This window comes from Stenotrophomonas sp. YJH_SMC_37, assembly GCF_059370035.1.
The window spans coordinates 411,328-434,093 of sequence record NZ_JCAFTG010000002.1; the positions used below are offsets into that span (position 1 = coordinate 411,328).

Consider the following 22,766-nt stretch of genomic DNA (forward strand, 5'->3'; position numbering starts at 1 on the left):
GGGTGAAGACTCACTGACTGGGCGAACCACGGCCATCACCGAAGGCATCGACCAGCTGTTGCCGTTCCGCCGGGGTCAGCGCCTCAAGGCGCGTCGCCAGCACTTCGTCCAGGCTGCCGGTGCGGGTGGTGCCCAGAATGCCGCTGGCGACGCCGCGATGGCCCAGGGCGTAGGCAAACGCGGTCTGGGCGGGGCGCTGGCTGTGGATGGCGGCGATGGTGTGGCGCATCCGGCGTGCGCTGTGCATCAGGGAGCGGCTGCTTGGCTTGAGCCAGGCTCTGGCCAGGTACCAGGCGTCGGCCGGGCGCGGCAGGCGGGCCCGTGATGGCAGCAGGTGGCCCTGCGCCAGCACGGTGCCGGCCAGCACGCCGATACCGGCCGCGTGCAGCCGGTCGATGAGGGGTTCACGATCCTGCTGCAGGGCGTTGTAGTCCAGAAGCACCACGTCGAACAGCGTGGGATGGTCGATCATCCAGCACAGGGTCGACGCCGTGTGCGTATTGATGCCGGTGTGCCGGATCAGCCCGCGTTCGCGCAGTCGCTGCAGTGCGGCCAGCAGGTCATCGTTGATGTCGTGCTGGCTGGCACCGTGCAGCTGGTAGATATCGAGGTAATCCAGGCCGAGGTTGCGCAGCGAGGCTTCGCAGCTGGCGGTGATGGCCGCTGGCGAAAAATTGCGCTGCTCGGCGCCGCTGACGCCGGCCTGGCCGGTCAGCGTGCCGCCCTTGCTGGAGATCACCAGCGAATCGCGCGGGTATTGCTTGAGCAAGGAGCGCAGGATGCGGCCCAGCCGCGGCTCGGCGTGGAAACCGGAGTAGTTGTGACCGGTGTCCAACAGGTTCACGCCCTGTGCCAGTGCATGCTCGACGACGTGCGCGGCCGACTGCTCCGGGAAGCGCCGATGCCCCCAGAAGCCGGAGCACCCAAGGCCGACCGGCGAAACCGCCAGGCCGGTGCGGCCCAGCGTGCGCCGTTGGTGCGCCAACGGCATCAGAATTCCAGGTCCAGCGCTGCGCACAGATAGTCGACGAACGGGCCGAGCGCGGCCAGATCCTTGCCCAGCGTGGACAGCAGGCGTGGGCCGGTCATGGTGGCGTCATCCAGCGGGCGCCACATCACCCAGTTGCGGTGCTTGAGGTCGTCGATGAACTCGAAGTCGGCCGGGAAGCCGCGCGGCGGACGCACCAGCTTTTCGCTCTCCTCGAACTCGAAGCGCCTGCGCAGCGCAGGTGCATGGGCCGCGGCCTTCCAGCTGCCCGGATTGTCGAGGATGAAGTGGCGCACGCGGCGCTGGGTTTCCGGTTCCGGGTGCCACAGGCCGGCACCGACAAAGCTCTCGCCTGGCTGCAGGTGCAGATAGAACGAGGGCGCGGCCACTTCGCGACGGCGCTCATGGAACAGGCGCGCACCCTGCCAGGTCTTGTAAGGCGATTTGTCGTTGGAGAAACGCGCGTCGCGGTGGATGCGGAACAGTGAGCCGCCGACGCCGCGGGTATCGGCGCGGAAGTGTTCGCTGACCTCGGCAAGGGCTGGCTGAAGATCACCCAACAGGCGCAGGAACGGCTGTCGCACATGCTCTTCGTACTGCTGGCGGTGGTCGTTGAACCACGCCTTTTCGTTGTGGCGCGCCAGGCTGCGCAGGAACTTGAAGCTGGCGTCCGAGAAATAGGTACTCACAAGGTCTCCTGCAGGTGCTGGCCCCAGTCGCGCAACGATTGCAGCAGGGCCTGGCGCCGCGCGTCGTCGGGCGACTCGGCGGCCAGCGCATCGAGCTGCTGCTGGTACTGGGGCAGGTTGAGTTCGCCCAGGCCGCCGTCTCCCAGCAGGCGCTGGCGCCGGTAATCCTGCCAGCGCTGGCGTTCAGCCGGCGCGAGGCTGTCCGGATGATTGCGCGCACGGTAGCGGAACAGCAGCTCCGGCAGGCGCGGGTCGCGGAAGCGGCCTTCCAGCGCGGCCAACTGCTCCGGTGCGGTGGTGCGGGCCAGCGCCAGCAGCGGTTTGTCGCCGTTGCCGAGGAAGCCGTCGTACAGGGAGGCATCGACGTCGGCCACGGTGGCCGCGCGCGGCTGGTTGTAGACCTGGCGCGCCTTCTCGGCAAGCTGAGGGGCGAACCCGCGCAGCCGTTGAACCTTGGCCTCGATCGCGGCCACGTCCAGGCCCAGGCGCGCGTGGTCGTCGCCACGAAGGTGGTTCCAGGCGACCAGGGCGGGCACCTTGTTCAGGTGCACTTCCTTCAGCGGCACCCGTGCCACGCCCTCGGGCAGTTCACTGGCGCGCAGGTACAGGCGCTGTGCGATCACCTCGGCCGGCAGGGCCAGCAGGTCGTCGATGTCGCCGTCCAGGTCGAACACGATCACCCGGTTGCTGATCGTCGGGTGCACGGACAACGGCAGCACCGGCGCCGCGCACAGACGGCTGGCGGGGTAGCGCATGGAAATGTGCAGCACCGGCGTCATCGCGGTGACATCCAGCAGGCTGCCGACGAAACGCTTGTCGCGCAGCTTCAGGGCGTAGTCCCACAGGCGCGGCTGCGACTGCTTGAACAGCCGTGCCATGCCGATCGTGGCTCGCACGTCGGATAGCGCTTCGTGCGCATCACCCTCGCGCACGTTGTTGGCTTCGGCCAGGTGCTCGAGTTTGAACGAGGTGGCACCGTCCTCGCGCAGCGGCCACTGGATGCCATCCGGGCGCATCGCGCGCATCAGCCGCAGCATGTCCAGCAGGTCCCAGCGCGAATTGCCGTTGCGCCACTCGCGTTCGTATGGGTCATGGAAGTTGCGGAACAGGCCGTAGCGGACGAATTCATCGTCGAAGCGCAGCGTGTTGTAGCCCAGGGCGCAGGTGCCGGGTCGCGACATCAGTTCGTTGATGCGGTCGAAGGCTTGGGACTCGCTGATGCCTTCGGCCAAGGCCTGCTGCGGGGTGATGCCGGTGACCAGGGTGGCCATCGGCGAGGGCAGCAGGTCATCGGCCGGGCGCACGAAGAAGCTGACCGGTGTGTCGATCTCGTTGAGGCCGGCGTCGGTGCGGATGGCGGCGAACTGCGAGATGCGGGTGCGCCGTGGATCCTGGCCGAAGGTTTCCAGGTCGTAGAACAGGAAGCTGTCAGCCATCAGTGCGCACCCTCCAGGACCGGTAGCTGCGCGTGGATCTGCGCTTCCAGCGCCGCCCAGTCGATGTTGTCCAGCGACTCGTGGCCGACCGTGGCCGCCACCAGCAAATCGCGCTGCAGTTCGGTACGGCGCAGCGCTTCGGCGTACGGCGTGTGCAGGAAGGTGACCATCGTGTAGTGCGGTACGAAGCGGGTCGGCCAGCGCCGCTGCAGTTCCCGCTCCAGTTCGCGCTGCAGCAGGAACGAGGGATCGGCCACGCGGTCGCGCATTTCCAGGTAGTTCTCCAGCGCCATCTGCTGGATCGCGCGTGCATTGGGTTTGCGCTCGGCCTCGAACGCAGCGAACGCACTTTCCAGGTCATCCGCCTCCATCAGGTGACGGGCCAGCGCAACGCAATCCTCGAACGCGCAGTTCATGCCCTGGCCGTGGAACGGCACCATTGCATGCGCGGCGTCGCCGATCAGTACGGCGCGACCCTGCTGGTGCCAGCGCTCCAGGGTGAGCGTGCCGAGCAGGCCCGGCGGGTGCTGTTCCCAATCCACGCGCAGGTTCGGGATCAGCGGCAGCGCGTCCGCGAACTCGCGAGCGAACAGCGCCTCGGCCTGCGCACCGGTATTGATCGTGGCAAAGCTGGGATCGCCCTGGTTGGGCAGGAACAGGGTGACGGTGAAGGTGCCTTCATGATTGGGCAGGGCGATGCACATGTAGTGGCCGCGTGGCCAGATGTGCAGCGCGTTGCGCTCGATGCGGAAGCCCCCGTCTTCGGCCGGCGGAATCTCCAGCTCCTTGTAGGAGTGATCGAGGAAGGCGATGTCCTCGCCCAGCGGCGCGCGCCGGTTCATTGCCGCACGCAGCGCCGAACCGGCACCGTCTGCACCGATCAGGGTGTCGAAGCGGATGTCGTGCGGGCTGTCATCGCGGTCATCGATGAAGCGGGCGTAGCCGGCATCGAAATCAACGGTGTGCAGGCGGCGATGGAAATGCACGGTGGCCCCTGCCTGTTCGGCCAGTTCCAGCAGCGTGGTGTTCAGGTCGCTGCGGTGGATCGACCAGATCACTTCGCTGTCATCACGGCCATAGCGCTGCAGCTGCGGTTCGCCGTCGCGTGGATGCACCATGCGTCCGCGCATCATCACCGCGCGCGCCATCACCTCGTCTTCCACACCGGCTTGGCGCAGGGCGTTGCGCCCACGCTCGGCCAGCGCCAGGTTGATCGAGCGGCCGCTCTCGTAGTCGGCCACGCGCGGATCGCCGCGGCGTTCGTACAAGGTGATGCGCCAGCCCTGGCGTGACAGCAGGATGGCCAGCAGGGAGCCGGCGAGGCCGGCACCGATAATGCTCAACGAGCGGGAGGCGTGTGCGATCAACGAACTGTCCAGCAGTAGGGGAGGGTCCGGCTCAAAGGCCGGCCCAGGCTTCCACTTCCTCGACGAAGTGGTGCACGTCCAGGTAGCGGTTGTAGAGCGGGGTGGGCGAGATGCGGATCACGTCGGGCTCGCGCCAGTCGCCGAGCACGCCGATGCTGCGCAGGTGCTCGAACAGGGCGCGCCCGCGCTCGCGGCCGCCGATCACGCGCAGCGACAACTGGCAGCCGCGGCGCTGCGGGTCTGCCGGGGTGATGATCTCCAGCACCTGCGGCAGGCGTGCGCGCACCAGTGCTTCGAGCATGCCGGTCAGCGCCAGCGATTTGCTGCGCAGCGCGTCCATGCCGGCTCGCTCGAACAGGTCCAGCGAGGCGCGCAACGGTGCCAGCCCCAGAATGGGCGGATTGCTCAGCTGCCACCCTTCGGCACCGATGGCCGGGGTGAACTGCGGTGCCATCTGGAAACGGGTGGCTTCCTCATGGCCCCACCAGCCAGCGAATCGGGGCAGGGTGGTGTCGCGATGGTGGCGCTCGTGCACGAAGGCGCCGGCAACCGCGCCCGGGCCGCTGTTGAGGTATTTGTAATGGCACCACACCGCAAAGTCCGGCGCCACGTCATGCAGGCGCAGCGGCAGGTTGCCCACCGAATGCGCCAGGTCGAAACCGATGCGCGCCCCCTGCAGGCGTGCGGCGCGGGTGATTGCATCGAGGTCGAAGGCCTGACCGGTGCGGTACTGCACGCCGGGCCACAGCACCAGCGCCAGGCGCGGGCCGTGCTCGGCGATGGCGCGTTCGATCGCGGTCAGCGAGATCGTGCCGTTGGCTTCGTCCGGCTGCACTTCCACCAGGCACTGGGCCGGGTCGAAGCCATGGAAGCGGATCTGTGCATCGACCGCGTGGCGGTCGGTCGGGAATGCGCCGGCTTCCATCAGGATCACCGGGCGCTGCGTGGTCGGCCGGTAGAAGCTGACCATCATCAGATGCAGGTTCACGCTCAGCGTGTTCATCGCCACCACTTCGCTGGGCAGCGCACCGACCACGCGGGCCAGCTGCGCGCTCACCAGGCGGTGGTAGGACAGCCACTGGGTGGGGCCGGTGAAGTGGCCTTCCACCGCCAGCTCGCCCCACTGCTTCATCACTTCCTGCACCGCGGCCTGAGCGCCACGCGGCTGCAGGCCCAGCGAGTTGCCGACGAAGTAGGTCTGCTCGCCGCCGCCATGGCGCGGAATCAGGAATTCGTTACGCATCGGACGCAGCGGATCGGCGGCGTCCAGGGCAATGGCGTGGGTGCGGCTGAGCAGGTCGGACATGGTCGGGCAACAGGCTGCAACGGGACCGCCAGTGTAGCGCTTGGCGGCGTGCCTGCCGCGCGGCGCGCTCGCCGGGCATGGCCCGGCGCTACCTGGGGATCACGCGCATCGGTAGCGCCGGGCCGTGCCCGGCGGAGGTAACAGCAATCGCCATGCCCACCGGCCTTTCAGCCCGCCGCCGGCACCGGCAGCGGATCCACGTGCCCGCACTGGCTGCAGGTGCGCAGTTCCAGGCTGGCGTGGTAGCGCGCGAACACCTTGGGCAGGTCGGTCTCGATGTTCTGCAGCGCGAAGAACTCTTCGTGCAGCTTGTGGTTGCAGCGTTCGCAGTGCCAGATCACCCCGTCCTTCTCGTGCGGCAGGCGCTTGCGCTCGACCACCAGGCCGATGCCCCCGGGCGGGCGGCGCGGCGAGTGCGGCACCTTCGCCGGCAGCAGGAAGACCTCGCCGGCGCGGATCGGGATGTCACGTACCGCACCGTCCTCCTGCACCTTCAGCACCATCTCGCCCTCGAGCTGGTAGAACCACTCCGGGCCTTCGTCGTAGTGATAGTCGGTGCGCGAATTCGGCCCGCCGACCACCATCACGATGAAATCGCCGTTGTCGATCATCTTGTTGCCCACCGGCGGCTTCAGCAGGTGGCGGTTCTCTTCGATCCAGGCGTGCAGGTTGATCGGCGAAGCGAGCATGGTGGTCATCCGTGGGGGATCAGTCGCGACGGCCCTTGCGCGGCACGAAGGATAGTGCCTTCTCATATGCCGGCTGCAGCTCTTCCAGCGAGCCTACGTCGATGCCCATTTCACGCACGCGACCGTCCTTCAGGCTGTACACCCAGCCATGCACCATCAGCTTCTGGCCGCGGGCCCAGGCGTCCAGCACGATGGTCGAGCGACAGAGGTTGGCGACCTGCTCGATCACGTTCAGCTCGCAAAGGCGGGCGTGCTTGAGTTCATCGTCTTCGATCGCATCGAGGATGCCCTGGTGCTTCTGAACGACGTCGCCGACGTGGCGCAGCCAGTTGTCGGCCAGGCCGACGCGGGTATTGTGCAGGCAGGCGTGCACGCCGCCGCAGCCGTAATGGCCGACGATCAGAATGTGCTTGACCTTCAGCTGGTCCACCGCGTACTGCACCACGCTCAGGCAGTTCAGGTCGGTGTGGGCGACCACGTTGGCAACGTTGCGGTGCACGAACACTTCGCCGGGTGCCATGCCGATGATCTGGTTGGCCGGAACTCGTGAATCGGAGCAGCCGATCCACAGGTACTCGGGATGCTGCTGCTTGGCCAGCTGGTGGAAGAAGTCCGGGTCTTCCTTCTCGATGCGGTCGGCCCAGTCGCGGTTGTTCTGCAGCAGCTTGTGGATGTCTTTCATGTTCGGATGCCTGGCGTCGGGTGGGGGCGCGCCGCAGCCGTCCGGCTGCGTCGTCGCGGGAATCGGGGGCGTTCAGCCGCTGGGGGTGGCCTGTTCGCGGTGCCAGCGCATCCACTGCGCCAACTCGGTGGAGGAAGGGGTGCCCAGCTGTTCCAGTTCGGCGATCACGGCACGCTGGTTCGCATCGGGGTGGTTCTGGCTCAGCTTCAGCTTCAGCTGCACGTGTTCAACCTGGAAGCGGAAGCCGACGATGGCGCGCAGCTCCGCGCCGTGTTCGGCGCGCGCGGCATCGAAGCGCCAGGCCTGGCCGACGCTGGCTTCGAAACGGTCGCTGATCGCGCCGACCAGTTCGGCCAGCGCATCGGTGTCGTCGAAGGTGTGCAGCTGGCCGCGCAGCTCGGCGGCCGCATAGTTCCAGGTCGGCACCCGCGCGGCGGGCTCCTTGTCCGGATACCAGCTGGCCGAGACGTAGCCGTGCGGGCCATCGACCAGTACCTTGGCCGCACCGCTGTGGCGCGACTGCGGGTTGGCGCGGGCCCAGTGCCCGCGCAGCTCAATGCGCTCGCCCTCGCGCCGGTACAACACCGGCATCCGCGTCAGCTCCGGCAGGCCATCGCTGCCCGGGGTGAGCACGCTGACGAACGGATCGCGCGCCAGCAGGCGGTCCAGCCAGAGCAGGTCGGTCTCGGCGAAGGCGCGCGGGGTGAACATGCCAGGGTCAGGCGCGCCCGCCCAGCGACTGGATCATGCGGCCACGCAGGCCCTCGTCGCTGTCGGCCTGCGGCGGCTGCACTTCGTGCAGGCTGAAGCCGCGCACCAGCGCGTCCTCCTCGTCCAGGCCGTCATACTCGACGAATTCAGCGTCGAACAGCTGCGAACGGGCGGTGTCTTCACTGTCATAGCTCAGCGTGTTGCCGTCGCTGTCGAGCACTTCGGCGGTGCCGGCAGGGCGCACCCGCAGGCGTGCCCAGATCAGGGTGTTGCCGAGGCTGGCCAGCCACCAGCTGTCGCGCGAAGTGGTGATGTCATTCATGGATGTGTTACCAGAGCGAGGCCAGCCAGAGCAGGGCAGCCATGCCCAGTCCGGCCAGCAGGGTCAGCAGCGATACCCAGGCCGGCGTCGCCAGCCCGGACAATGATCGGTCCGGCTGCTGGCGATAGTCGCGGCGCAGCAGCCAGGCCAGGGCATCGGGCTTGAGGAAGGCGCCGCTGCCGAAGCGCTCGGCGAGCGCCGGATGGCGGTCGCGCACGTGCACCAGGGTCAGCGGCCAGAAGATCACGAAGGCACTGAACCCGGCCACTGCAACGCCAACGAAACAGAGGGCGAAGAACAGGGTCATGGGGGCAGCACCTCCGTGGTCGTTTGGGGCTTAGAAGTCCGCGCTGCCCGGGGCGCGCGGGTAGGGGATCGCATCGCGGATGTTGGACAGCCCGCAGACGTAGACCACCAGGCGCTCGAAGCCCAGGCCGAAGCCGGCGTGCGGCACCGAACCATAGCGGCGGAAATCGCGGTACCAGCTGTAGTGCTCGCGATCCAGGCCGAACTGGGCCATGCGCGCATCCAGCACGTCCAGGCGCTCTTCGCGCTGGCTGCCGCCGATGATCTCGCCGATGCCCGGGGCCAGCACGTCCATCGCGGCAACGGTCTTGCCGTCGTCGTTCAGGCGCATGTAGAAGGCCTTGATGTGCTCCGGGTAGTTGGTCACCACCACCGGGCGGCCGACGTGTTCCTCGGTCAGCCAGCGCTCGTGCTCGGTCTGCAGGTCCAGGCCCCATTCCACCGGGAAGTCGAACTTCCTGCCGGACTTCTGCAGCAGGCTGACCGCATCGGTGTAGTCGATGCGCTCGAACGGTGCGTTGATGAAATCTTCCAGCTTGGTGATCGCGTTCTTGTCCACGCGCTCGGCGATGAAGGCCAGGTCGTCGCTGCGCTCGTTCAGCACCGCGCGGAACAGGTACTTCAGGAACTCTTCGGCCAGGCGTGCGTCTTCGGCCAGGTCGGCGAAGGCGATTTCCGGCTCGATCATCCAGAACTCCGCCAGGTGGCGGGTGGTGTGGCTGTTCTCGGCGCGGAAGGTCGGGCCGAAGGTGTAGACCTTGCTCAGCGCCAGGCAATAGGCCTCGACGTTCAGCTGGCCAGACACGGTCAGGAAGGTTTCCTTGCCGAAGAAGTCGCGGCTGAAATCGATCGCGCCCTTCTCGTCGCGCGGCAGGTTCACCATGTCCAGGGTGGACACGCGGAACATCTGGCCGGCGCCTTCGGCGTCGGAGGTGGTGATGATCGGGGTGCTGATCCAGTTGAAGCCGTTCTCGTGGAAGAAGCGGTGCACGGCCTGGGCCAGGCAGTTGCGGATGCGGGTGACCGCCCCGAACAGGTTGGTGCGCGGGCGCAGGTGCGCCACTTCGCGCAGGAACTCCGGCGACATCGGCTTGGGCTGGATCGGATAGGTGAGCGGGTCTTCGACCCAGCCGACCACTTCAAGCGTGCTGGCCTGGATCTCGAACGACTGGCCCTTGCCCTGCGACTTCACCAAGGTACCGGTGCCGATGACCGAGCAGCCGCTGGTCAGTCGCTTGATCTCGTCGAAGTTGCCCAGGGTGTCGTTGGCCACGACCTGGATCGGGGCGAAGCAGGAGCCGTCGCTCACATTCACGAAGGCCAGATTCGCTGAACCGCGCACCGTGCGCACCCATCCGCGTACCGTGACTTCGCCGCCTTCCGGGATCTTCCCGGCAAGCGCATGTTCAACGCTGACCACCGTCATGACTTGAATCCTCTGCTGATCGACTCGATCTGTGAACACGGGAGTTTACCGGTTGCAGCGTTCTGCTTGCGAGGCATTTTTCGCAGCCACAGCTCCTTATAATGTCCCCGTACCTCTGGAGTAGCCCCATGGCCGTCAGCCTGACCCCCGTTGCCTTCGAGCGCGTGCAGCGCTTTGTCGCCCAGACCCCCGGCGCGCTGGGCCTGCGTTTCGGCGTGACCAGGACCGGCTGCTCCGGCTGGGGCCACATCACCGACCTGGCCCGCGATGAGCGCGAGGGCGATACCGTGTTCGAGCAGGACGGCGTGAAGATCTATGTCGACGCCAAGAGCCTGGCGCTGGTGGACGGCACCGTGATCGACTTCGGCAAGCACGGCCTGAGCGAGACCTTCACGTTCAGCAACCCGAACGCCACCGCCGAGTGTGGCTGCGGCGAGAGCTTCACCACTGACGCCGACAAGGCCTGACGGCCGGCCGGGGCCTGATCGTTCTGGTAGCGCCCAACCCGGGTTGGCTGGGCGCTCGCCCCCGGTTCAGGGTGTCAGGTGGCCCACCGGTTGCCCGGCCACCCCATCTGCGCCATAATGCGCGGCTTCCTGCCTCCCTGGCGGGAACCCTTGCCCCACCGCGGTCTCAACGACGGGGGGCTGTCCGGCCGCAAGGCCACATCCGAAAGGTAGAAAAAAACATGAGTCGTCATTACGAAATCGTGTTCATGGTCCACCCGGACCAGAGCGAGCAGGTCCCGGCCATGATCGAGCGCTACAAGTCGCTGGTCGAGAACGGCAACGGCACCATCCACCGTCTGGAAGACTGGGGCCGCCGCCAGCTGGCGTACCCGATCCAGAACCTGGTGAAGGCCCACTACGTGCTGATGAACATCGAAGCCGACCAGGCCGTTCTGAACGAACTGACCGAGAGCTTCCGCTTCAACGACGCCGTGCTGCGCAACCTGGTCATCAAGCGTGACGAGGCTGACACCGAGCAGTCGCTGATCATGAAGAGCAAGGACGAGAAGGGTGACAAGCCGGAGCGCGGTGAGCGCCGTCGTCGTGACGACGAAGAAGGCGAGTCCAACAACACCGCTGACAACGAAGCCGGCGACGACGCCGCTTCCGCCGCCTAAGGAGCCTTCCCATGTCCAAGTTCTTCCGTCGCCGCAAGTTCTGCAAGTTCACTGCTGAAGGTGTGAAGGAGATCGACTACAAGGATCTCAACACCCTGCGCCAGTACCTGACCGAGAACGGCAAGATCGTGCCGAGCCGCGTCACCGGTACCAAGTCGAAGTACCAGCGCCAGCTGGCGACCGCCGTCAAACGCGCTCGCTTCCTGGCCCTGATCCCGTACACCGACAACCACGACGTCTGATGCAGGCGGGGCGGCCCGACGCCGCCCCCGCTGTGCCAGCTATTCGGACAGCCTTTGTTGCGGGGCGTTGCCTCGCTAACGAATAACTTATCTGGAGCAATACCATGCAGTTGATCCTCCTGCAGAAAGTCACCAACCTCGGCAACCTGGGCGACCTGGTTGATGTGAAGCCGGGCTACGGCCGCAACTTCCTCGTGCCGCAGGGCAAGGCCGTGCCGGCCACCGAGAGCAACAAGGCCGAGTTCGAAGCCAAGCGCGCCGAATACGAAGCCAAGGCCCAGGCCATCCACGCCGACGCTGAAGGCCGCAAGGCCAAGCTGGAAGGCGCGAGCGTGACCATCGCCGCCAACGCTTCGACCGAAGGCAAGCTGTACGGCTCGGTTGGCCCGCGCGACATCGCCGAGGCCTTCACCGCCGCCGGCCTGCCGCTGGAAAAGAGCGAAGTCATCCTGGGCGAAGGCGCCTTCCGCAACATCGGCGAATACGACGTGCTGATCCACCTGCACGCCGACGTCGAGACCACCGTCAAGGTCGTCGTCGTCGCCGAAGCCTGATCCCACGCCGCAAGGCCTGGCATCACCGCAGAACGGGCGCCCGCAAGGGTGCCCGTTTTGTTTTATGGCTCCCGCTCCAGGGTGTCGAGGCCGGCCGGGCCGACGGGGCAGGGCTGGACAATGTTCCACGTCCATTCGTAGAACACGGCCACATCGGTATACTCAGGGCGTCACACCCGTTCCACGGTCATCGATCCCAACAGGATCAATGACTTGGAGGGTAAACGCAGGCCGCTTGCCGGCCCCAGTCCGGAACCCCTATGCGTCTTTCCACGATCAAGCTGTCCGGCTTCAAATCGTTCGTCGATCCGACCACCCTGCACCTGCCGACCAACATGACCGGCGTGGTGGGGCCCAATGGTTGCGGCAAGTCGAACATCATCGACGCCGTGCGCTGGGTCATGGGTGAGAGTTCGGCCAGCCGCCTGCGTGGCGACTCGCTGACCGACGTGATCTTCTCCGGGTCCAATGCCCGCAAGCCGGTGTCACAGGCCACCGTCGAGCTGATCTTCGACAACTCCGACCACACGATCTCGGGCGAGTACGCCTCGTTCAACGAAATCTCGGTCAAGCGCACGGTCAGCCGCGACGGCACCAGCAACTACTACCTCAACGGCACCAAGTGCCGTCGCCGCGACATCACCGATCTGTTCCTCGGCACCGGCCTGGGGCCGCGCAGCTACTCGATCATCGAGCAGGGCATGATCAGCCAGATCATCGAGGCACGCCCGGAAGACCTGCGCGTGTACCTGGAAGAGGCGGCCGGCATCTCCAAGTACAAGGAGCGCCGCAAGGAGACCGAGACCCGCATCCGCCACACCCGCGAGAACCTGGACCGGCTGGGCGACCTGCGCGACGAGATCAGCAAGCAGCTGGAGCACCTCAAGCGCCAGGCCAAGCAGGCCGAGCAGTACCAGGCCCTGCAGGAAGAGCGCCGGGTCAAGGACGCCGAGTGGAAGGCGCTGGAATTCCGCGGCCTCGACGGACGCCTGTCCAAGCTGCGCGAAGGATTGTCGCAGGAAGAAACGCGGCTGCAGCAGCTGATCGCCGACCAGCGTGATGCCGAAGCCCGCATCGAAACCTCGCGCGCGCGGCGCGAAGAGGCTGCCGACGCGCTCAACACCGCACAGGCGGCGGTCTACCAGGTTGGCAGTACGCTGGCGCGCCTGGAACAGCAGATCCAGCACCAGCGCGAGTTGTCGCAGCGCCTGCACAAGGCACGCGATGAAACCCAGCAGGCCCTGGCCGAACTGGGGCAGCACATCAGCGGTGATGAGGCCAGGCTGAGGGTGCTGCGTGAGGCGGTGGAGGCCGCCACTCCGCAGCTGGAAGCACTGCAGGAAGAAAACGAGATCAAGCAGGAAAGCCTGCGCGAGGCCGAAGAGCGGCTGGCCAGCTGGCAGCAGCGCTGGGAACAGCACACCTCGCAGAGTTCGGAAGCCTCGCGCGCCGGCGATGTCGAGCGCACGCGCGTGGACTATCTGGACAAGCAGATCCTCGATGCCGACCGGCGTCGTGAGGCCCTGGCCGCCGAGCGCGCCGGGCTGGATGTGGATGCGCTGGAAGAGGCCTTCGAGCAGCTGCACCTGCAACACGACACGCAGAAGGCTGCGCTGGATGAGCTGAGCGAAGACGTCGAGCTGCGCAAGCAGGGCGTGGCGGCGGTGCAGGAACAGCAGCGCAATGGCCAGAACGAACTGGCCGAACTGCGCAAGCAGGCCAACGGCCTGCGTGGCCGCCTGGCCTCGCTGGAGGCCCTGCAGCAGGCCGCGCTGGGCCAGGAGCAGGGCGCGGCAGTCGCGTGGCTGAAGGCGCGGGGGCTGGATTCTGCGGCGCGTGTCGGCGAGCGCCTCGACGTGGATGCCGGCTGGGAAAACGCGGTGGAAAGCGCGCTCGGCCACTTGATCGAAGGTGTGCTGGTCGATGACCCGGCCAGCCTGGTCGATGCCCTGGGTGAGCTCGGCGATGGTCACCTTGCGCTGGTCGCCAACGGCGATGACGAGCTGAAGGTCGCCCCGACCTCGCTGGCCGCGCGCGTGCGTGGCCCGGTGGCGATCCGTCGCCTGCTGGCACACCTGCATGCTGCCAAGGACCTTTCCGAAGCGAAGGCGTTGCAGGGCAGCCTGCCGGAAGGTGATTCGGTCATCACCCAGGGTGGCGAGCGCCTGGGCCAGGGCTGGCTGCGCGTATCGCGCTCCGGCGCGGCCCAGCAGGGTGCGCTGCTGCGCGAACGCGAGATCCAGGAACTTCGCGAGCAGATCGAACAGCTGCAGGACCGCGAGGCCGAGCTGGAAGAACAGCTGGCCGGTTTCCGTGAGCAGCTGCACGCTGCCGAACAGCAGCGTGAAGACGCGCAGCGCGCGCTGTACCAGGCCCATCGTGCGGTCTCCGAACTGGCCGGCCAGTTGCAGGGCCAGCAGGGCAAGGTGGAGGCGGCGCGCACGCGCATCGACCGCATCGAAGGCGAGCTGAAGCAGCTGCAGGAAACCATTGAAGCCAACAACGAGCAGGCGCGTGAAGCACGCTCGCGGTTGGAGAGTGCGGTCAGCAGCATGGGCGACCTGGAGTCGACCCGGCAGCGGCTGGAGGGCGAACGCCGCCAGCTGACCGAAGCCCGCGACCTGGCCCGCGATGCCGCCCGCGCGGTACGCGAGCGCGCGCATTCGTTGGCCCTGACTTTGGAATCGCAGCGGGCGCAGCTGGCCTCGTTGAGCCAGGCGCTGGAACGCATGGGCACCCAACGTGGACAGTTGGATTCGCGGCTGGGCGAACTGCATTCGCAGCTGGACGAAGGTGATTCGCCGATCGAAGCACTGCAGGCTGAGCACCAGAATGCGCTGGAAGAGCGTGTGCGCGCCGATCGCGTGCTGACCGAGGCGCGAACGCTGCTGGACGGCATCGACGCTGAGCTGCGCAATTACGAGCAGACCCGCCACCAGCGCGACGAGCAGGCGTTGGTCCAGCGCGAGCGCATTTCGCAGCGCAAGCTCGACCAGCAGGCGCTGGTGCTCAGTGCCGACACCCTGCAAGCGGCGGTGGAAAAGGCCGGCTTCGTGCTGCAGGACGTGCTCAACGCACTGCCCGAGGATGCCCGCCTGGGCGACTGGGAGCAGGCGGTCCACCAGATCGATGCTCGAATGCGCCGGCTGGAGCCGGTCAATCTGGCGGCCATCCACGAGTATGGCGAGGCGTCGCAGCGCTCGGACTACCTGGATTCGCAGCACGCCGACCTGACCACAGCGCTGGAAACCCTGGAAGACGCGATCCGCAAGATCGATCGCGAGACCCGCGGCCGCTTCAAGGACACCTTCGACCGCGTCAACGCCGGCGTGCAGGCGCTGTACCCGCGCCTGTTCGGCGGCGGCCATGCTTACCTGGAGCTGACCGGTGAAGACCTGCTCGATACCGGCGTGACCATCATGGCGCGCCCGCCGGGCAAGCGCGTGTCCAGCATCTCGCTGCTGTCCGGCGGTGAGAAAGCGATGACCGCGGTGGCGCTGGTGTTCGCCATCTTCCAGCTGAATCCGGCGCCGTTCTGCCTGTTGGATGAGGTGGACGCACCGCTGGACGAAGCCAACGTCGGCCGCCTGGCCAACATGGTCAAGGAAATGAGCGAGAAGGTGCAGTTCCTGTTCGTCAGCCACAACAAGGCGACGATGGAGGCCGCGCACCAGCTGTCCGGCGTGACCATGCGTGAGCCAGGCGTCAGCCGCCTGGTCAGCGTGGACCTGGAAGAGGCCGCGCGATTGGCGGGCGCGGCCTGACGTGCCATCCTAGTTACCTGAATGAACTAGCCGGAGAACCTATCGAATGTCCGACACGGCACTGTTGCGCATCGGCATCCTGGCCGCCGGCCTGCTGTTGATCGCCGCGATCTTCCTGTTTGGCCGTCCGAAGAAAAAGCCCCAGGGGCGCCGCGTGGAAAGCGCGGAGCCCACCAGTGGCGAGCGCCGTGAGCCGGTGCTGGGCGACGACGGCGTCGCCGTGGCCGAGGGTCGCGTCGAACCGGGCATGGGCACGGAGGGCGAGCAGGCCGAACTCGGCCTGACCGATACCGACCCGGGCGCCAGCGACCTCGGCAAGCGCGCCACCCAGGATTTCGACAAGATCGTCTCGCTGTTCGTGGCCGCCCGGGCCGGCGAGCAGCTGCGTGGCGAGGACATCGTGGTGGCCGCAGAGAAGACCGGCCTGGTGTTCGGCCACATGAACGTGTTCCACCGCCTGGTGGAAGGCCACCCCGAACGCGGGCCGATCTTCTCGATGGCCAGCATCATGAAGCCGGGCAGCTTCGACATGGCAAACATCCGCGCCATGGAAACCCCGGCCATCGCATTCTTCCTGACGCTGCCGGCGCCGCTGACCGCGCTGGACGCCTGGGAGAAGATGCTGCCGACCGTGCAGCGCATGGCCGAGCTGCTCGATGGCGTGGTGCTGGATGACAGCCGCAACGCCCTGGGGCGCCAACGCATCGCGCACATCCGTGACGAGCTGCGCGCCTACGACCGCCAGCACCAGGCACCGCCGCTGACCAAGACCCCTCGCTGGTAAGCGCCATGGTGTGCCGACCAACGGTCGGCACCCACAACAGTAGATCCACGCCATGCGTGGATGGGGCGAACCAAGGTTCGCCCCTACCAACAGGGTCAGGCCGGTACGCCGGCCACCTTGGCGAACGCACGGCGGAATGCGGCCATCTCCTCTTCGGTGCCGACCGTTACGCGCACGCGCTGCGGCCAGATCGGCCAGCTGCGCCCGATCACCACGCCGTTCTCCGCCATTGCCTTGGCGAACGCGCTGCCATCGCGCTGCACGTCGACTATGAAGCAGTTCGCCTCCGAGGGTACGCAGCTGAACCCGCGCTTGCCGAGCCAGGCGATGGTGGCCTGCCGCATCGTGGCGTTCTGCAGGCGCCGCTGGGGGATCAGCTGCGGGTCGCGCAGGCTGGCCAGTGCCGCCGCCAGCGCCGGAACCGGCAGCGGGTTGTCGCCCAGGCTGGCCAGTTCGCGCAGACGGTCGGGATGTGCGGCCGCCACGCCCAGGCGCAGGCCGGCCATGCCGTACAGCTTGGAAAACGTGCGCAGCACGATCAGGTCATCGCGCTGCGTCACCTGGGTGATCAGGCTGGGCTGATCGCTGTACTGCAGGTAGGCCTCGTCGACCAGCACGCGGGTCGATGCGGGCTTGTGGGCCAGCAGCCAGGCAAGCTCATCTGGCGGGCTGATCGACCCAGTCGGATTGTTCGGGTTGCACACATACAGCAGCCCGGTCGGGCGCGCGTGCGCGGCAGCGACCATCGCACGCAGGTCATGCGCACCGTCCTCGCGCAGCGGCACCTTCTGCACATGCGCACCGTGGGCGGCGGCGACCTCGCCGAGCGTCTCGAAGGTCGGGTCGGCGACTACAAGTCCCGCCTGCGGCCCGGTCCACAGCACGGCGGCACGGTTCAGCGGTTCGCTGGAACCCGGATAGAGGCGCACGTGATCAGCCGGGATGCGCGCCTGCTCGATGAAGGCATCGCGCACTTGGCCTGCCAGCGCGAAGCGGTAGCGACCGCATCCGGCGATGCTGTCGCGTGCTGCCTGCTGGGCTGCAGGCGAGGGGCCGTAGGGACATTCGTTGAAATTCAGCAGCACCGCACCTTCGGCGGGGGCGGGAGCGGCGGCTGTCGCCGGTTGGGTATGGCCAAGCTGCGGCAGCCCGCTGCCAGCGACGGCGAGGCCAGCACCGGCCAGTTGCAGGAAGCGTCGACGGGAAGCAGGCAGGGTCACGGGCACGATTCCGAAGGGCAGACCGTCGCACGCTAGCGCTGGTCGCGGTGGGCGGCAAGCCCGCTTTTTGTAGTGCCGAGCCATGCTCGGCTGCAGGTGTGCCAACCAAGGTTGGCACCTGCCGGGGCGGGGAGAAGGTCGGCACCTGCCGGGAGGGGAGAAGGTTGGCCACCAGGGCAGGGGAGCGGCCGTCGAGCATGGCTCGACGCTGCGAAGGCAGGGCGTTACAGGGCCTGACGGCCGGGCGCGGTAGAATCCCCGGCCATCCCAGAACCACCGGATCCCGATGAGTCCCAGCCCCGCCGAACGCGCCGACGACCTCCGCCGGCAGATCGCCCAGGCCAACCGCGCCTACCATGAGCTGGACGCGCCGGAGATCCCCGACGTCGATTACGACCGGTTGGTGCGCGAACTGGAAGCACTGGAGCGCGAACATCCTGAACTGGCCCGCGCCGACAGCCCGACCCAGCAGGTCGGTGCGCGTCCTTCCGGCCGCTTCGCCGAGGTGCGCCATGCTGTGCCGATGCTGTCGCTGTCCAATGCGTTCAGCGACGAGGAGGTGGCTGATTTCGTGCGCCGCATTGACGAGCGGCTGGGGCGTCGCAGCCTGCGGTTTTCGGCCGAGCCGAAGATGGACGGGCTGGCGATCAGCCTGCGCTACGAGGACGGTCATTTCGTGCTCGGCGCGACCCGTGGCGATGGCACGACCGGCGAGGACGTGACGGCCAATCTGCGCGAGATTGGCGACATTCCCAAGCGCCTGCACGGCAAGGACTGGCCGGATGTGCTGGAGGTGCGCGGCGAGGTGTACATGGCCCGCGCCGACTTCGAGGCCTACAACGAGCGTGCGCGCCTGCACGGCGGCAAGGTGCTGGCCAATCCGCGCAACGCGGCGGCCGGTTCGCTGCGCCAGCTCGACCCGAAGATCAGTGCGCAGCGCAGGTTGAGCTTCTTTGCCTACGGTACCGGTGAAGTGCAGGGCGGCGAGCTGCCCGATACCCATTCGGGCACCCTGGCCCAGCTCGGCGCCTGGGGCTTCCCGGTCAGCGAGCTGTGCAAGGTGGTGGAGGGCACTGATGGCCTGCTCGGCTACTACCGCGATATCGGTGAGCGCCGCGATCGCCTGCCGTTCGACATCGACGGCGTGGTCTACAAGCTGGATGACCGCGCCGGCCAGCAGGCCATGGGCTTCGTTTCGCGCGCGCCGCGCTGGGCCATCGCGCACAAGTTCCCGGCGCAGGAACAGAGCACGACGGTAGAGGCCATCGAGATCCAGATCGGCCGCACCGGTGCCGCAACACCGGTCGCGCGACTGGCACCGGTGGCCGTGGCCGGCGTGATCGTGTCCAACGCCACCCTGCACAACGCCGACCAGATCGCACGCCTGGATGTGCGCGTGGGCGACAGCGTGATCGTGCGCCGTGCCGGCGACGTGATCCCGGAAGTGGTCAGCGTCATCCTCGATCGCCGCCCACAGGGCACTATGCCGTGGCAGATGCCGACGCGCTGCCCGGTGTGCGGCTCGGAGATCGTGCGCGAGGAAGGGGCAGCAGCATGGCGCTGCTCGGGCGAACTGTCCTGCCCGGCGCAGCGCAAGGAAGCCATTGCCCATTTCGCCTCGCGTCGCGCGATGGACATCGATGGCCTGGGCGACAAGTACATCGAAACCCTGGTCGACGCCGGCATCGTCAGGAGCGTGGCCGACCTGTACCGGCTCAGTCGTGACCAGCTGCTGCACCTGAAGCTGGTGCTGGATGCGGAAGACCCGCCCGCACTGGCCGCTGCTCTGAAACCGCATCTGCCCGCCGAGGGCAGTGGCGCGGTACTCAACGCCGTGCTGAAGCTGGACGGCAGCGATCCGGGCTGGCGCGCGCAGGCGCTGGCACAGCCCGCCAGCTTCGAATGGAACACGAAGAAGATCGCCACCAAGTGGGCCGACAACCTGATCGCAGCAATCGACGCCAGTCGTGCCGCCACGCTGGAACGCCTGCTGTTCGCGCTCGGCATCGAACACGTTGGCGAGAGCACCGCCAAGGCCCTGGCGCAGTGGTTCGGCGACCTGGAACTGATCCGCCATCTGCCGTGGCCGCTGTTCAAGCGCGTGCCGGACATCGGTGGCGAAGTGGCGCGCTCGCTCGGTCACTTCTTCGAACAGCAGGGCAACCAGCAGGCCATCGATGACCTGCTGCAGGTCGGCCAGGTGCGCATCAGCGATGTACATGCCCCCAGTGCCAAGCTGCGCGAGGGACTGGACCTGGCGCAGCTGCTGGTCGAATCGGAGATCCCCGGCATCACCCGTCTGCGCGCCGAAAAACTGGTGGCAGCGCTCCCGGGGGCACAGGCGGTGCTCGATGCCGAGCATGGCCAGTTCGTCAATGCCGGCTTGGCCGATGACACCGCGCGCGGACTGGCGGAGTGGCTCGATGCCGATGGCCATGGCGAGATGTTGCTGGCGGCCGAGAAGGCGATGCAGCAGATCCTGGCCAAGGCGCCGGCGCTGGCCGAGATCGTGGCGGGCCCGCTGGACGGGCAGACCGTTGTGCTCACTGGCACCCTGGCCCAGCTCACCCGCGATGTCGCCAAGGAGCGCCTGGAGGCGCTGGGCGCCAAGGTTTCCGGCAGCGTGTCGAAGAAAACCAGCTTCGTGGTCGCCGGCACCGAGGCCGGCTCCAAGCTGGACAAGGCGCAGTCGCTGGGCGTGCCGGTGTGGGACGAGGAACGCCTGCTGGCCTACCTTGCCGAACACGAATGACGATCCCGCCGGGTGCCGCGCCTGGCATGCAGCACAAAGGAACACCGATGCAGACCGCCCCACTGGATTTCCGCCTGGCCACCCGTGCCGACGAGGAGTTGTTGATCACCTTGATGCGCGAGTTCTACGCCGAAGACAGGATCGACTTCGATGACGCGCGCGTGCGTCGCGGCGTGGACGCGCTGCTGGCCGATCCGCGCAATGGCGAAGTGCTGTTGTGGCTGGACGAGGCGGGCGAGGTGGTCGGCTACGCGGTGATCGCGATGGGCTTCAGCCTGGAACAGGGCGGCCACTTCATGCTGCTGGACGAGCTGTACCTGAGCCATCGCGCGCGTGGGCGTGGCCGCGGCAAGCAGGCGCTGGCCATCTGCGAACAGCGCGCTCGCGGTCGTGGCGTCAGCCGCCTGCGCCTGGAAGTGAACCACCACAACGAACTGGCACGGCGCCTGTACCTGGCCAGCGGCTACATCGACGATACGCGCGATCTGCTGACCCTGCCGCTCGACCATCCGCGCCCGGAGGGCATCCTGTGAGCGAGGCCCTGCTGCGCGCGCTGCAGCAGCGCGCCGCGCTCAATGCGCTGGTGCGCCGCTTCTTTGCAGAGCGCGATGTGCTCGAGGTGGAGACGCCGATCCTGTCGGTTGCGGGCAACACCGAGCCGAACATCGACAGCTTCCATACCGACTTCACCGGCCATGTCGATGCCGGCGGACGCCGCCGATGGCTGCGCACCTCGCCGGAGTATCCGCTCAAGCGCCTGCTCGCTGCCGGCGTGGGCGACTGTTATGAACTGGGCCGGGTGTTCCGCAATGGCGAGGCCGGCGGCCGCCACAACCCGGAGTTCACCATGCTTGAGTGGTACCGGGTCGGCTGGGACCACCACCGGCTGGTGCAGGAAACCGCCGAGCTGGTAGGCCAGGCGTTGGCCCTGGTCGGGCGCCATGCGACGCTGCATGTGCTCAGTTACCGGGAGCTGTTCCAGCAGTACGTGGGCGTGGATCCGTTCGAGGCCGATGAGGCCGCGCTGCGTGCCGCGCTGGGCGAGGTGCACATTGACCCGGTCGGGCTGACCCGCGATGACTGGCTGGATCTGCTGATGACCCACCGTATCCAGCCGCGCTTCGATGGCGATGTCATGACCGTGGTCCACGACTGGCCGGCCAGCCAGGCAGCATTGGCCCGCGTCCGCCCGGGCACGCCCCCGCTGGCCGAACGTTTCGAGCTGTACCTGGGCGCGGTGGAACTGGCCAACGGCTACCACGAACTGAACGACGCCGACGAGCAGCGCGCGCGCTTCCAGCGCGATCTGCAGCGCCGCCACGAGCGCGGCCAGGTGCTACCGGCCGTGGACGAGGCGCTGCTGTTGGCGCTGCCGTCGATGCCCGCCTGCGCCGGGGTGGCGGTGGGTGTCGACCGCCTGTTGATGGCGATGAACCGCACGCCGCGGATTGCTGATGTGCTGGCCTACGACTTTGCCCACGCGTGAGTGCGGCGCACGTTCCTGAACGTTGAAGACTGAACGGATTGCCGCGTTTCCGCGCTTGCTTCGGTAAGCGGGATGATGCTCTTATCACGGCAGATGCGGGACACTGGCATCGGAATTCGTCCACTCCTGTTGGGGAAGGCATTGGTCAAGTGGTTTGCGGTCGTGGCGGCACCGGTGTACTCCATCGCGCTTTGGGGTACCTGGCTGCCGTCATCGGCGTCGGCCCAGCAGGCAGGCTATGACGGCGAAGTGGTGACCTGCGAATCGCGCGACATGGGCTGGGTGCACTGCGATATCGATGTGGACAACGGCGTCGATCTGGTGCGCCAGCTGTCGAGCAACAGCTGCATCCGCGGCAGCGAGTGGGGCACCGACCGCAGCGGCGTGTGGGTCACCCTTGGCTGCCGCGCCGAATTCCGGGCGCGCCGTGCGCAGGGTGCGGCGCCTGCGGCAACGGAAGGCAAGCGCCTGGTGCGCCGCGTGGTGCGCTGCGAATCCAATGGCCGTCCGCAGAGTTGCCCGGTACGCCTGGATGGCGCGCCGGTGCGCCTGCTTCGCCAGTTGTCGGTGCTGCCGTGCCGCGAAGGCCAGGGATGGGGCTACAAGCGCAATGAAGTCTGGACCAGCCGTGGCTGCCAGGGCGATTTCGAGGTGGCCGACGAGGAGGGCCGCTTCGTCGATGTGCCGCGCCGCCTGACCTGCGAATCGAAGTCGAAGAAGCGCCGCTTCTGCGGCGCCAGCATTTCGGTGGGTGCTGTGGTCTCCGAGCAGCTGTCCAGCACGCCCTGCGAGGAAGGCAGCACCTGGGGCTGGAACCGCAACGGGATCTGGGTGGACGGCGGCTGCCGCGCCGAATTCTCGGTGAATTGAGCCGGGGCAGGCTCCAACCACGCGGGGCGTGGCCCTACAATGGGCC

22 protein-coding genes are annotated in these 22,766 nt (G+C 67.3%); 10 read left to right on the forward strand and 12 right to left on the reverse strand.

All coding sequences use genetic code 11. The features are described from left to right. Positions 1–10: 10 nt before the first annotated feature. From AC5P8J_RS04390 to asnS, 11 genes are all read right to left on the reverse strand, one after another. Positions 11–991: an aldo/keto reductase gene (locus AC5P8J_RS04390; RefSeq protein ID WP_111098201.1), complete on the reverse strand. Its 981-nt coding sequence runs from the start codon at positions 989–991 to the stop codon at positions 11–13. Next, a complete protein-coding gene (locus AC5P8J_RS04395; RefSeq protein ID WP_134730870.1) occupies positions 991–1,677 on the reverse strand; it encodes a DUF2461 domain-containing protein in 687 nt (228 codons plus the stop codon). Before AC5P8J_RS04395 ends, AC5P8J_RS04390 begins: the two co-directional genes overlap by 1 nt. Further along, complete coding sequence (sbcB, locus tag AC5P8J_RS04400; protein ID WP_111098200.1) at positions 1,674–3,113, reverse strand: exodeoxyribonuclease I; 1,440 nt, start codon at positions 3,111–3,113, stop codon at positions 1,674–1,676. Before sbcB ends, AC5P8J_RS04395 begins: the two co-directional genes overlap by 4 nt. Then, positions 3,113–4,480 (reverse strand): FAD-dependent oxidoreductase, encoded by a 1,368-nt coding sequence (locus AC5P8J_RS04405; protein ID WP_021202730.1) that lies wholly within the window; start codon positions 4,478–4,480, stop codon positions 3,113–3,115. The genes sbcB and AC5P8J_RS04405 overlap by 1 nt, the downstream gene beginning before the upstream one ends. Positions 4,481–4,511: 31 nt before the next feature. Continuing rightward, positions 4,512–5,786, reverse strand: a complete 1,275-nt coding sequence (gene kynU / locus AC5P8J_RS04410; protein ID WP_494540193.1) for a kynureninase — start codon at positions 5,784–5,786, stop codon at positions 4,512–4,514. 167 nt (positions 5,787–5,953) lie between these two features. Continuing rightward, positions 5,954–6,475: a 3-hydroxyanthranilate 3,4-dioxygenase gene (locus tag AC5P8J_RS04415; RefSeq protein ID WP_026347065.1), complete on the reverse strand. Its 522-nt coding sequence runs from the start codon at positions 6,473–6,475 to the stop codon at positions 5,954–5,956. Between the two features lie 19 nt (positions 6,476–6,494). Continuing rightward, on the reverse strand, positions 6,495–7,157 hold the full coding sequence (gene can, locus AC5P8J_RS04420) for a carbonate dehydratase (protein WP_005417406.1): 663 nt from the start codon (positions 7,155–7,157) through the stop codon (positions 6,495–6,497). 72 nt (positions 7,158–7,229) lie between these two features. After that, on the reverse strand, positions 7,230–7,868 hold the full coding sequence (locus AC5P8J_RS04425) for an FMN-binding negative transcriptional regulator (protein WP_021202731.1): 639 nt from the start codon (positions 7,866–7,868) through the stop codon (positions 7,230–7,232). Positions 7,869–7,875: 7 nt separating this feature from the next. Further along, positions 7,876–8,190 (reverse strand): hypothetical protein, encoded by a 315-nt coding sequence (locus AC5P8J_RS04430; RefSeq protein WP_019660373.1) that lies wholly within the window; start codon positions 8,188–8,190, stop codon positions 7,876–7,878. A 7-nt stretch (positions 8,191–8,197) separates the two neighbouring features. After that, on the reverse strand, positions 8,198–8,497 hold the full coding sequence (locus AC5P8J_RS04435) for a hypothetical protein (protein WP_005417403.1): 300 nt from the start codon (positions 8,495–8,497) through the stop codon (positions 8,198–8,200). A 30-nt stretch (positions 8,498–8,527) separates the two neighbouring features. Further along, positions 8,528–9,922 carry an asparagine--tRNA ligase gene (asnS, locus tag AC5P8J_RS04440; protein ID WP_134730866.1) on the reverse strand — a complete coding sequence of 465 codons (1,395 nt, stop codon included), beginning with the start codon at positions 9,920–9,922 and terminating at the stop codon, positions 8,528–8,530. A gap of 128 nt (positions 9,923–10,050) precedes the next feature. On the opposite strand from asnS, the gene AC5P8J_RS04445 reads away from it, so the two are divergent. From AC5P8J_RS04445 to zipA, 6 genes are all read left to right on the forward strand, one after another. Next, on the forward strand, positions 10,051–10,389 hold the full coding sequence (locus AC5P8J_RS04445) for a HesB/IscA family protein (RefSeq protein WP_019660371.1): 339 nt from the start codon (positions 10,051–10,053) through the stop codon (positions 10,387–10,389). A 221-nt stretch (positions 10,390–10,610) separates the two neighbouring features. Next, positions 10,611–11,048, forward strand: coding sequence for a 30S ribosomal protein S6 (rpsF, locus tag AC5P8J_RS04450; protein WP_005410228.1), 438 nt, complete (start codon positions 10,611–10,613; stop codon positions 11,046–11,048). A gap of 11 nt (positions 11,049–11,059) precedes the next feature. Continuing rightward, positions 11,060–11,290 carry a 30S ribosomal protein S18 gene (gene rpsR / locus AC5P8J_RS04455; RefSeq protein WP_002804494.1) on the forward strand — a complete coding sequence of 77 codons (231 nt, stop codon included), beginning with the start codon at positions 11,060–11,062 and terminating at the stop codon, positions 11,288–11,290. A 104-nt stretch (positions 11,291–11,394) separates the two neighbouring features. After that, complete coding sequence (gene rplI / locus AC5P8J_RS04460; protein ID WP_021202733.1) at positions 11,395–11,844, forward strand: 50S ribosomal protein L9; 450 nt, start codon at positions 11,395–11,397, stop codon at positions 11,842–11,844. A 260-nt stretch (positions 11,845–12,104) separates the two neighbouring features. Continuing rightward, positions 12,105–15,608: a chromosome segregation protein SMC gene (smc, locus tag AC5P8J_RS04465; protein WP_019660369.1), complete on the forward strand. Its 3,504-nt coding sequence runs from the start codon at positions 12,105–12,107 to the stop codon at positions 15,606–15,608. Positions 15,609–15,654: 46 nt separating this feature from the next. Next, positions 15,655–16,392 (forward strand): cell division protein ZipA, encoded by a 738-nt coding sequence (zipA, locus tag AC5P8J_RS04470; RefSeq protein WP_019660368.1) that lies wholly within the window; start codon positions 15,655–15,657, stop codon positions 16,390–16,392. A 95-nt stretch (positions 16,393–16,487) separates the two neighbouring features. Here zipA and AC5P8J_RS04475 read toward each other — a convergent pair whose 3' ends face one another. Further along, entirely contained in the window at positions 16,488–17,612 is a 1,125-nt protein-coding gene (locus tag AC5P8J_RS04475) for a pyridoxal phosphate-dependent aminotransferase (protein WP_021202734.1), read from the reverse strand. A gap of 280 nt (positions 17,613–17,892) precedes the next feature. On the opposite strand from AC5P8J_RS04475, the gene ligA reads away from it, so the two are divergent. The 4 genes from ligA (at position 17,893) to AC5P8J_RS04495 (ending at position 22,720) form a co-directional block, all read left to right on the forward strand. Then, positions 17,893–20,364, forward strand: a complete 2,472-nt coding sequence (gene ligA / locus AC5P8J_RS04480; RefSeq protein ID WP_494533552.1) for an NAD-dependent DNA ligase LigA — start codon at positions 17,893–17,895, stop codon at positions 20,362–20,364. A 47-nt stretch (positions 20,365–20,411) separates the two neighbouring features. Beyond that, positions 20,412–20,897, forward strand: a complete 486-nt coding sequence (locus tag AC5P8J_RS04485) for a GNAT family N-acetyltransferase (protein WP_019660365.1) — start codon at positions 20,412–20,414, stop codon at positions 20,895–20,897. Then, positions 20,894–21,850 (forward strand): EF-P lysine aminoacylase EpmA, encoded by a 957-nt coding sequence (epmA, locus tag AC5P8J_RS04490; protein ID WP_021202737.1) that lies wholly within the window; start codon positions 20,894–20,896, stop codon positions 21,848–21,850. Before AC5P8J_RS04485 ends, epmA begins: the two co-directional genes overlap by 4 nt. A gap of 141 nt (positions 21,851–21,991) precedes the next feature. Continuing rightward, positions 21,992–22,720, forward strand: a complete 729-nt coding sequence (locus tag AC5P8J_RS04495; protein ID WP_021202738.1) for a DUF3011 domain-containing protein — start codon at positions 21,992–21,994, stop codon at positions 22,718–22,720. Positions 22,721–22,766 lie beyond the last annotated feature (46 nt).

Bases quoted from the DNA above. Each gene is read 5' to 3' on its own strand.
- rpsF (WP_005410228.1), top strand. From the start codon at position 10,611: ATGAGTCGTCATTACGAAATCGTGTTCATGGTCCACCCGGACCAGAGC.
- AC5P8J_RS04435 (WP_005417403.1), bottom strand. From the start codon at position 8,497: ATGACCCTGTTCTTCGCCCTCTGTTTCGTTGGCGTTGCAGTGGCCGGG.
- AC5P8J_RS04415 (WP_026347065.1), bottom strand. From the start codon at position 6,475: ATGCTCGCTTCGCCGATCAACCTGCACGCCTGGATCGAAGAGAACCGC.
- can (WP_005417406.1), bottom strand. From the start codon at position 7,157: ATGAAAGACATCCACAAGCTGCTGCAGAACAACCGCGACTGGGCCGAC.
- rplI (WP_021202733.1), top strand. From the start codon at position 11,395: ATGCAGTTGATCCTCCTGCAGAAAGTCACCAACCTCGGCAACCTGGGC.
- AC5P8J_RS04425 (WP_021202731.1), bottom strand. From the start codon at position 7,868: ATGTTCACCCCGCGCGCCTTCGCCGAGACCGACCTGCTCTGGCTGGAC.
- AC5P8J_RS04390 (WP_111098201.1), bottom strand. From the start codon at position 991: ATGCCGTTGGCGCACCAACGGCGCACGCTGGGCCGCACCGGCCTGGCG.
- kynU (WP_494540193.1), bottom strand. From the start codon at position 5,786: ATGTCCGACCTGCTCAGCCGCACCCACGCCATTGCCCTGGACGCCGCC.
- AC5P8J_RS04445 (WP_019660371.1), top strand. From the start codon at position 10,051: ATGGCCGTCAGCCTGACCCCCGTTGCCTTCGAGCGCGTGCAGCGCTTT.
- asnS (WP_134730866.1), bottom strand. From the start codon at position 9,922: ATGACGGTGGTCAGCGTTGAACATGCGCTTGCCGGGAAGATCCCGGAA.
- sbcB (WP_111098200.1), bottom strand. From the start codon at position 3,113: ATGGCTGACAGCTTCCTGTTCTACGACCTGGAAACCTTCGGCCAGGAT.
- smc (WP_019660369.1), top strand. From the start codon at position 12,105: ATGCGTCTTTCCACGATCAAGCTGTCCGGCTTCAAATCGTTCGTCGAT.
- AC5P8J_RS04430 (WP_019660373.1), bottom strand. From the start codon at position 8,190: ATGAATGACATCACCACTTCGCGCGACAGCTGGTGGCTGGCCAGCCTC.
- zipA (WP_019660368.1), top strand. From the start codon at position 15,655: ATGTCCGACACGGCACTGTTGCGCATCGGCATCCTGGCCGCCGGCCTG.
- rpsR (WP_002804494.1), top strand. From the start codon at position 11,060: ATGTCCAAGTTCTTCCGTCGCCGCAAGTTCTGCAAGTTCACTGCTGAA.
- AC5P8J_RS04485 (WP_019660365.1), top strand. From the start codon at position 20,412: ATGCAGACCGCCCCACTGGATTTCCGCCTGGCCACCCGTGCCGACGAG.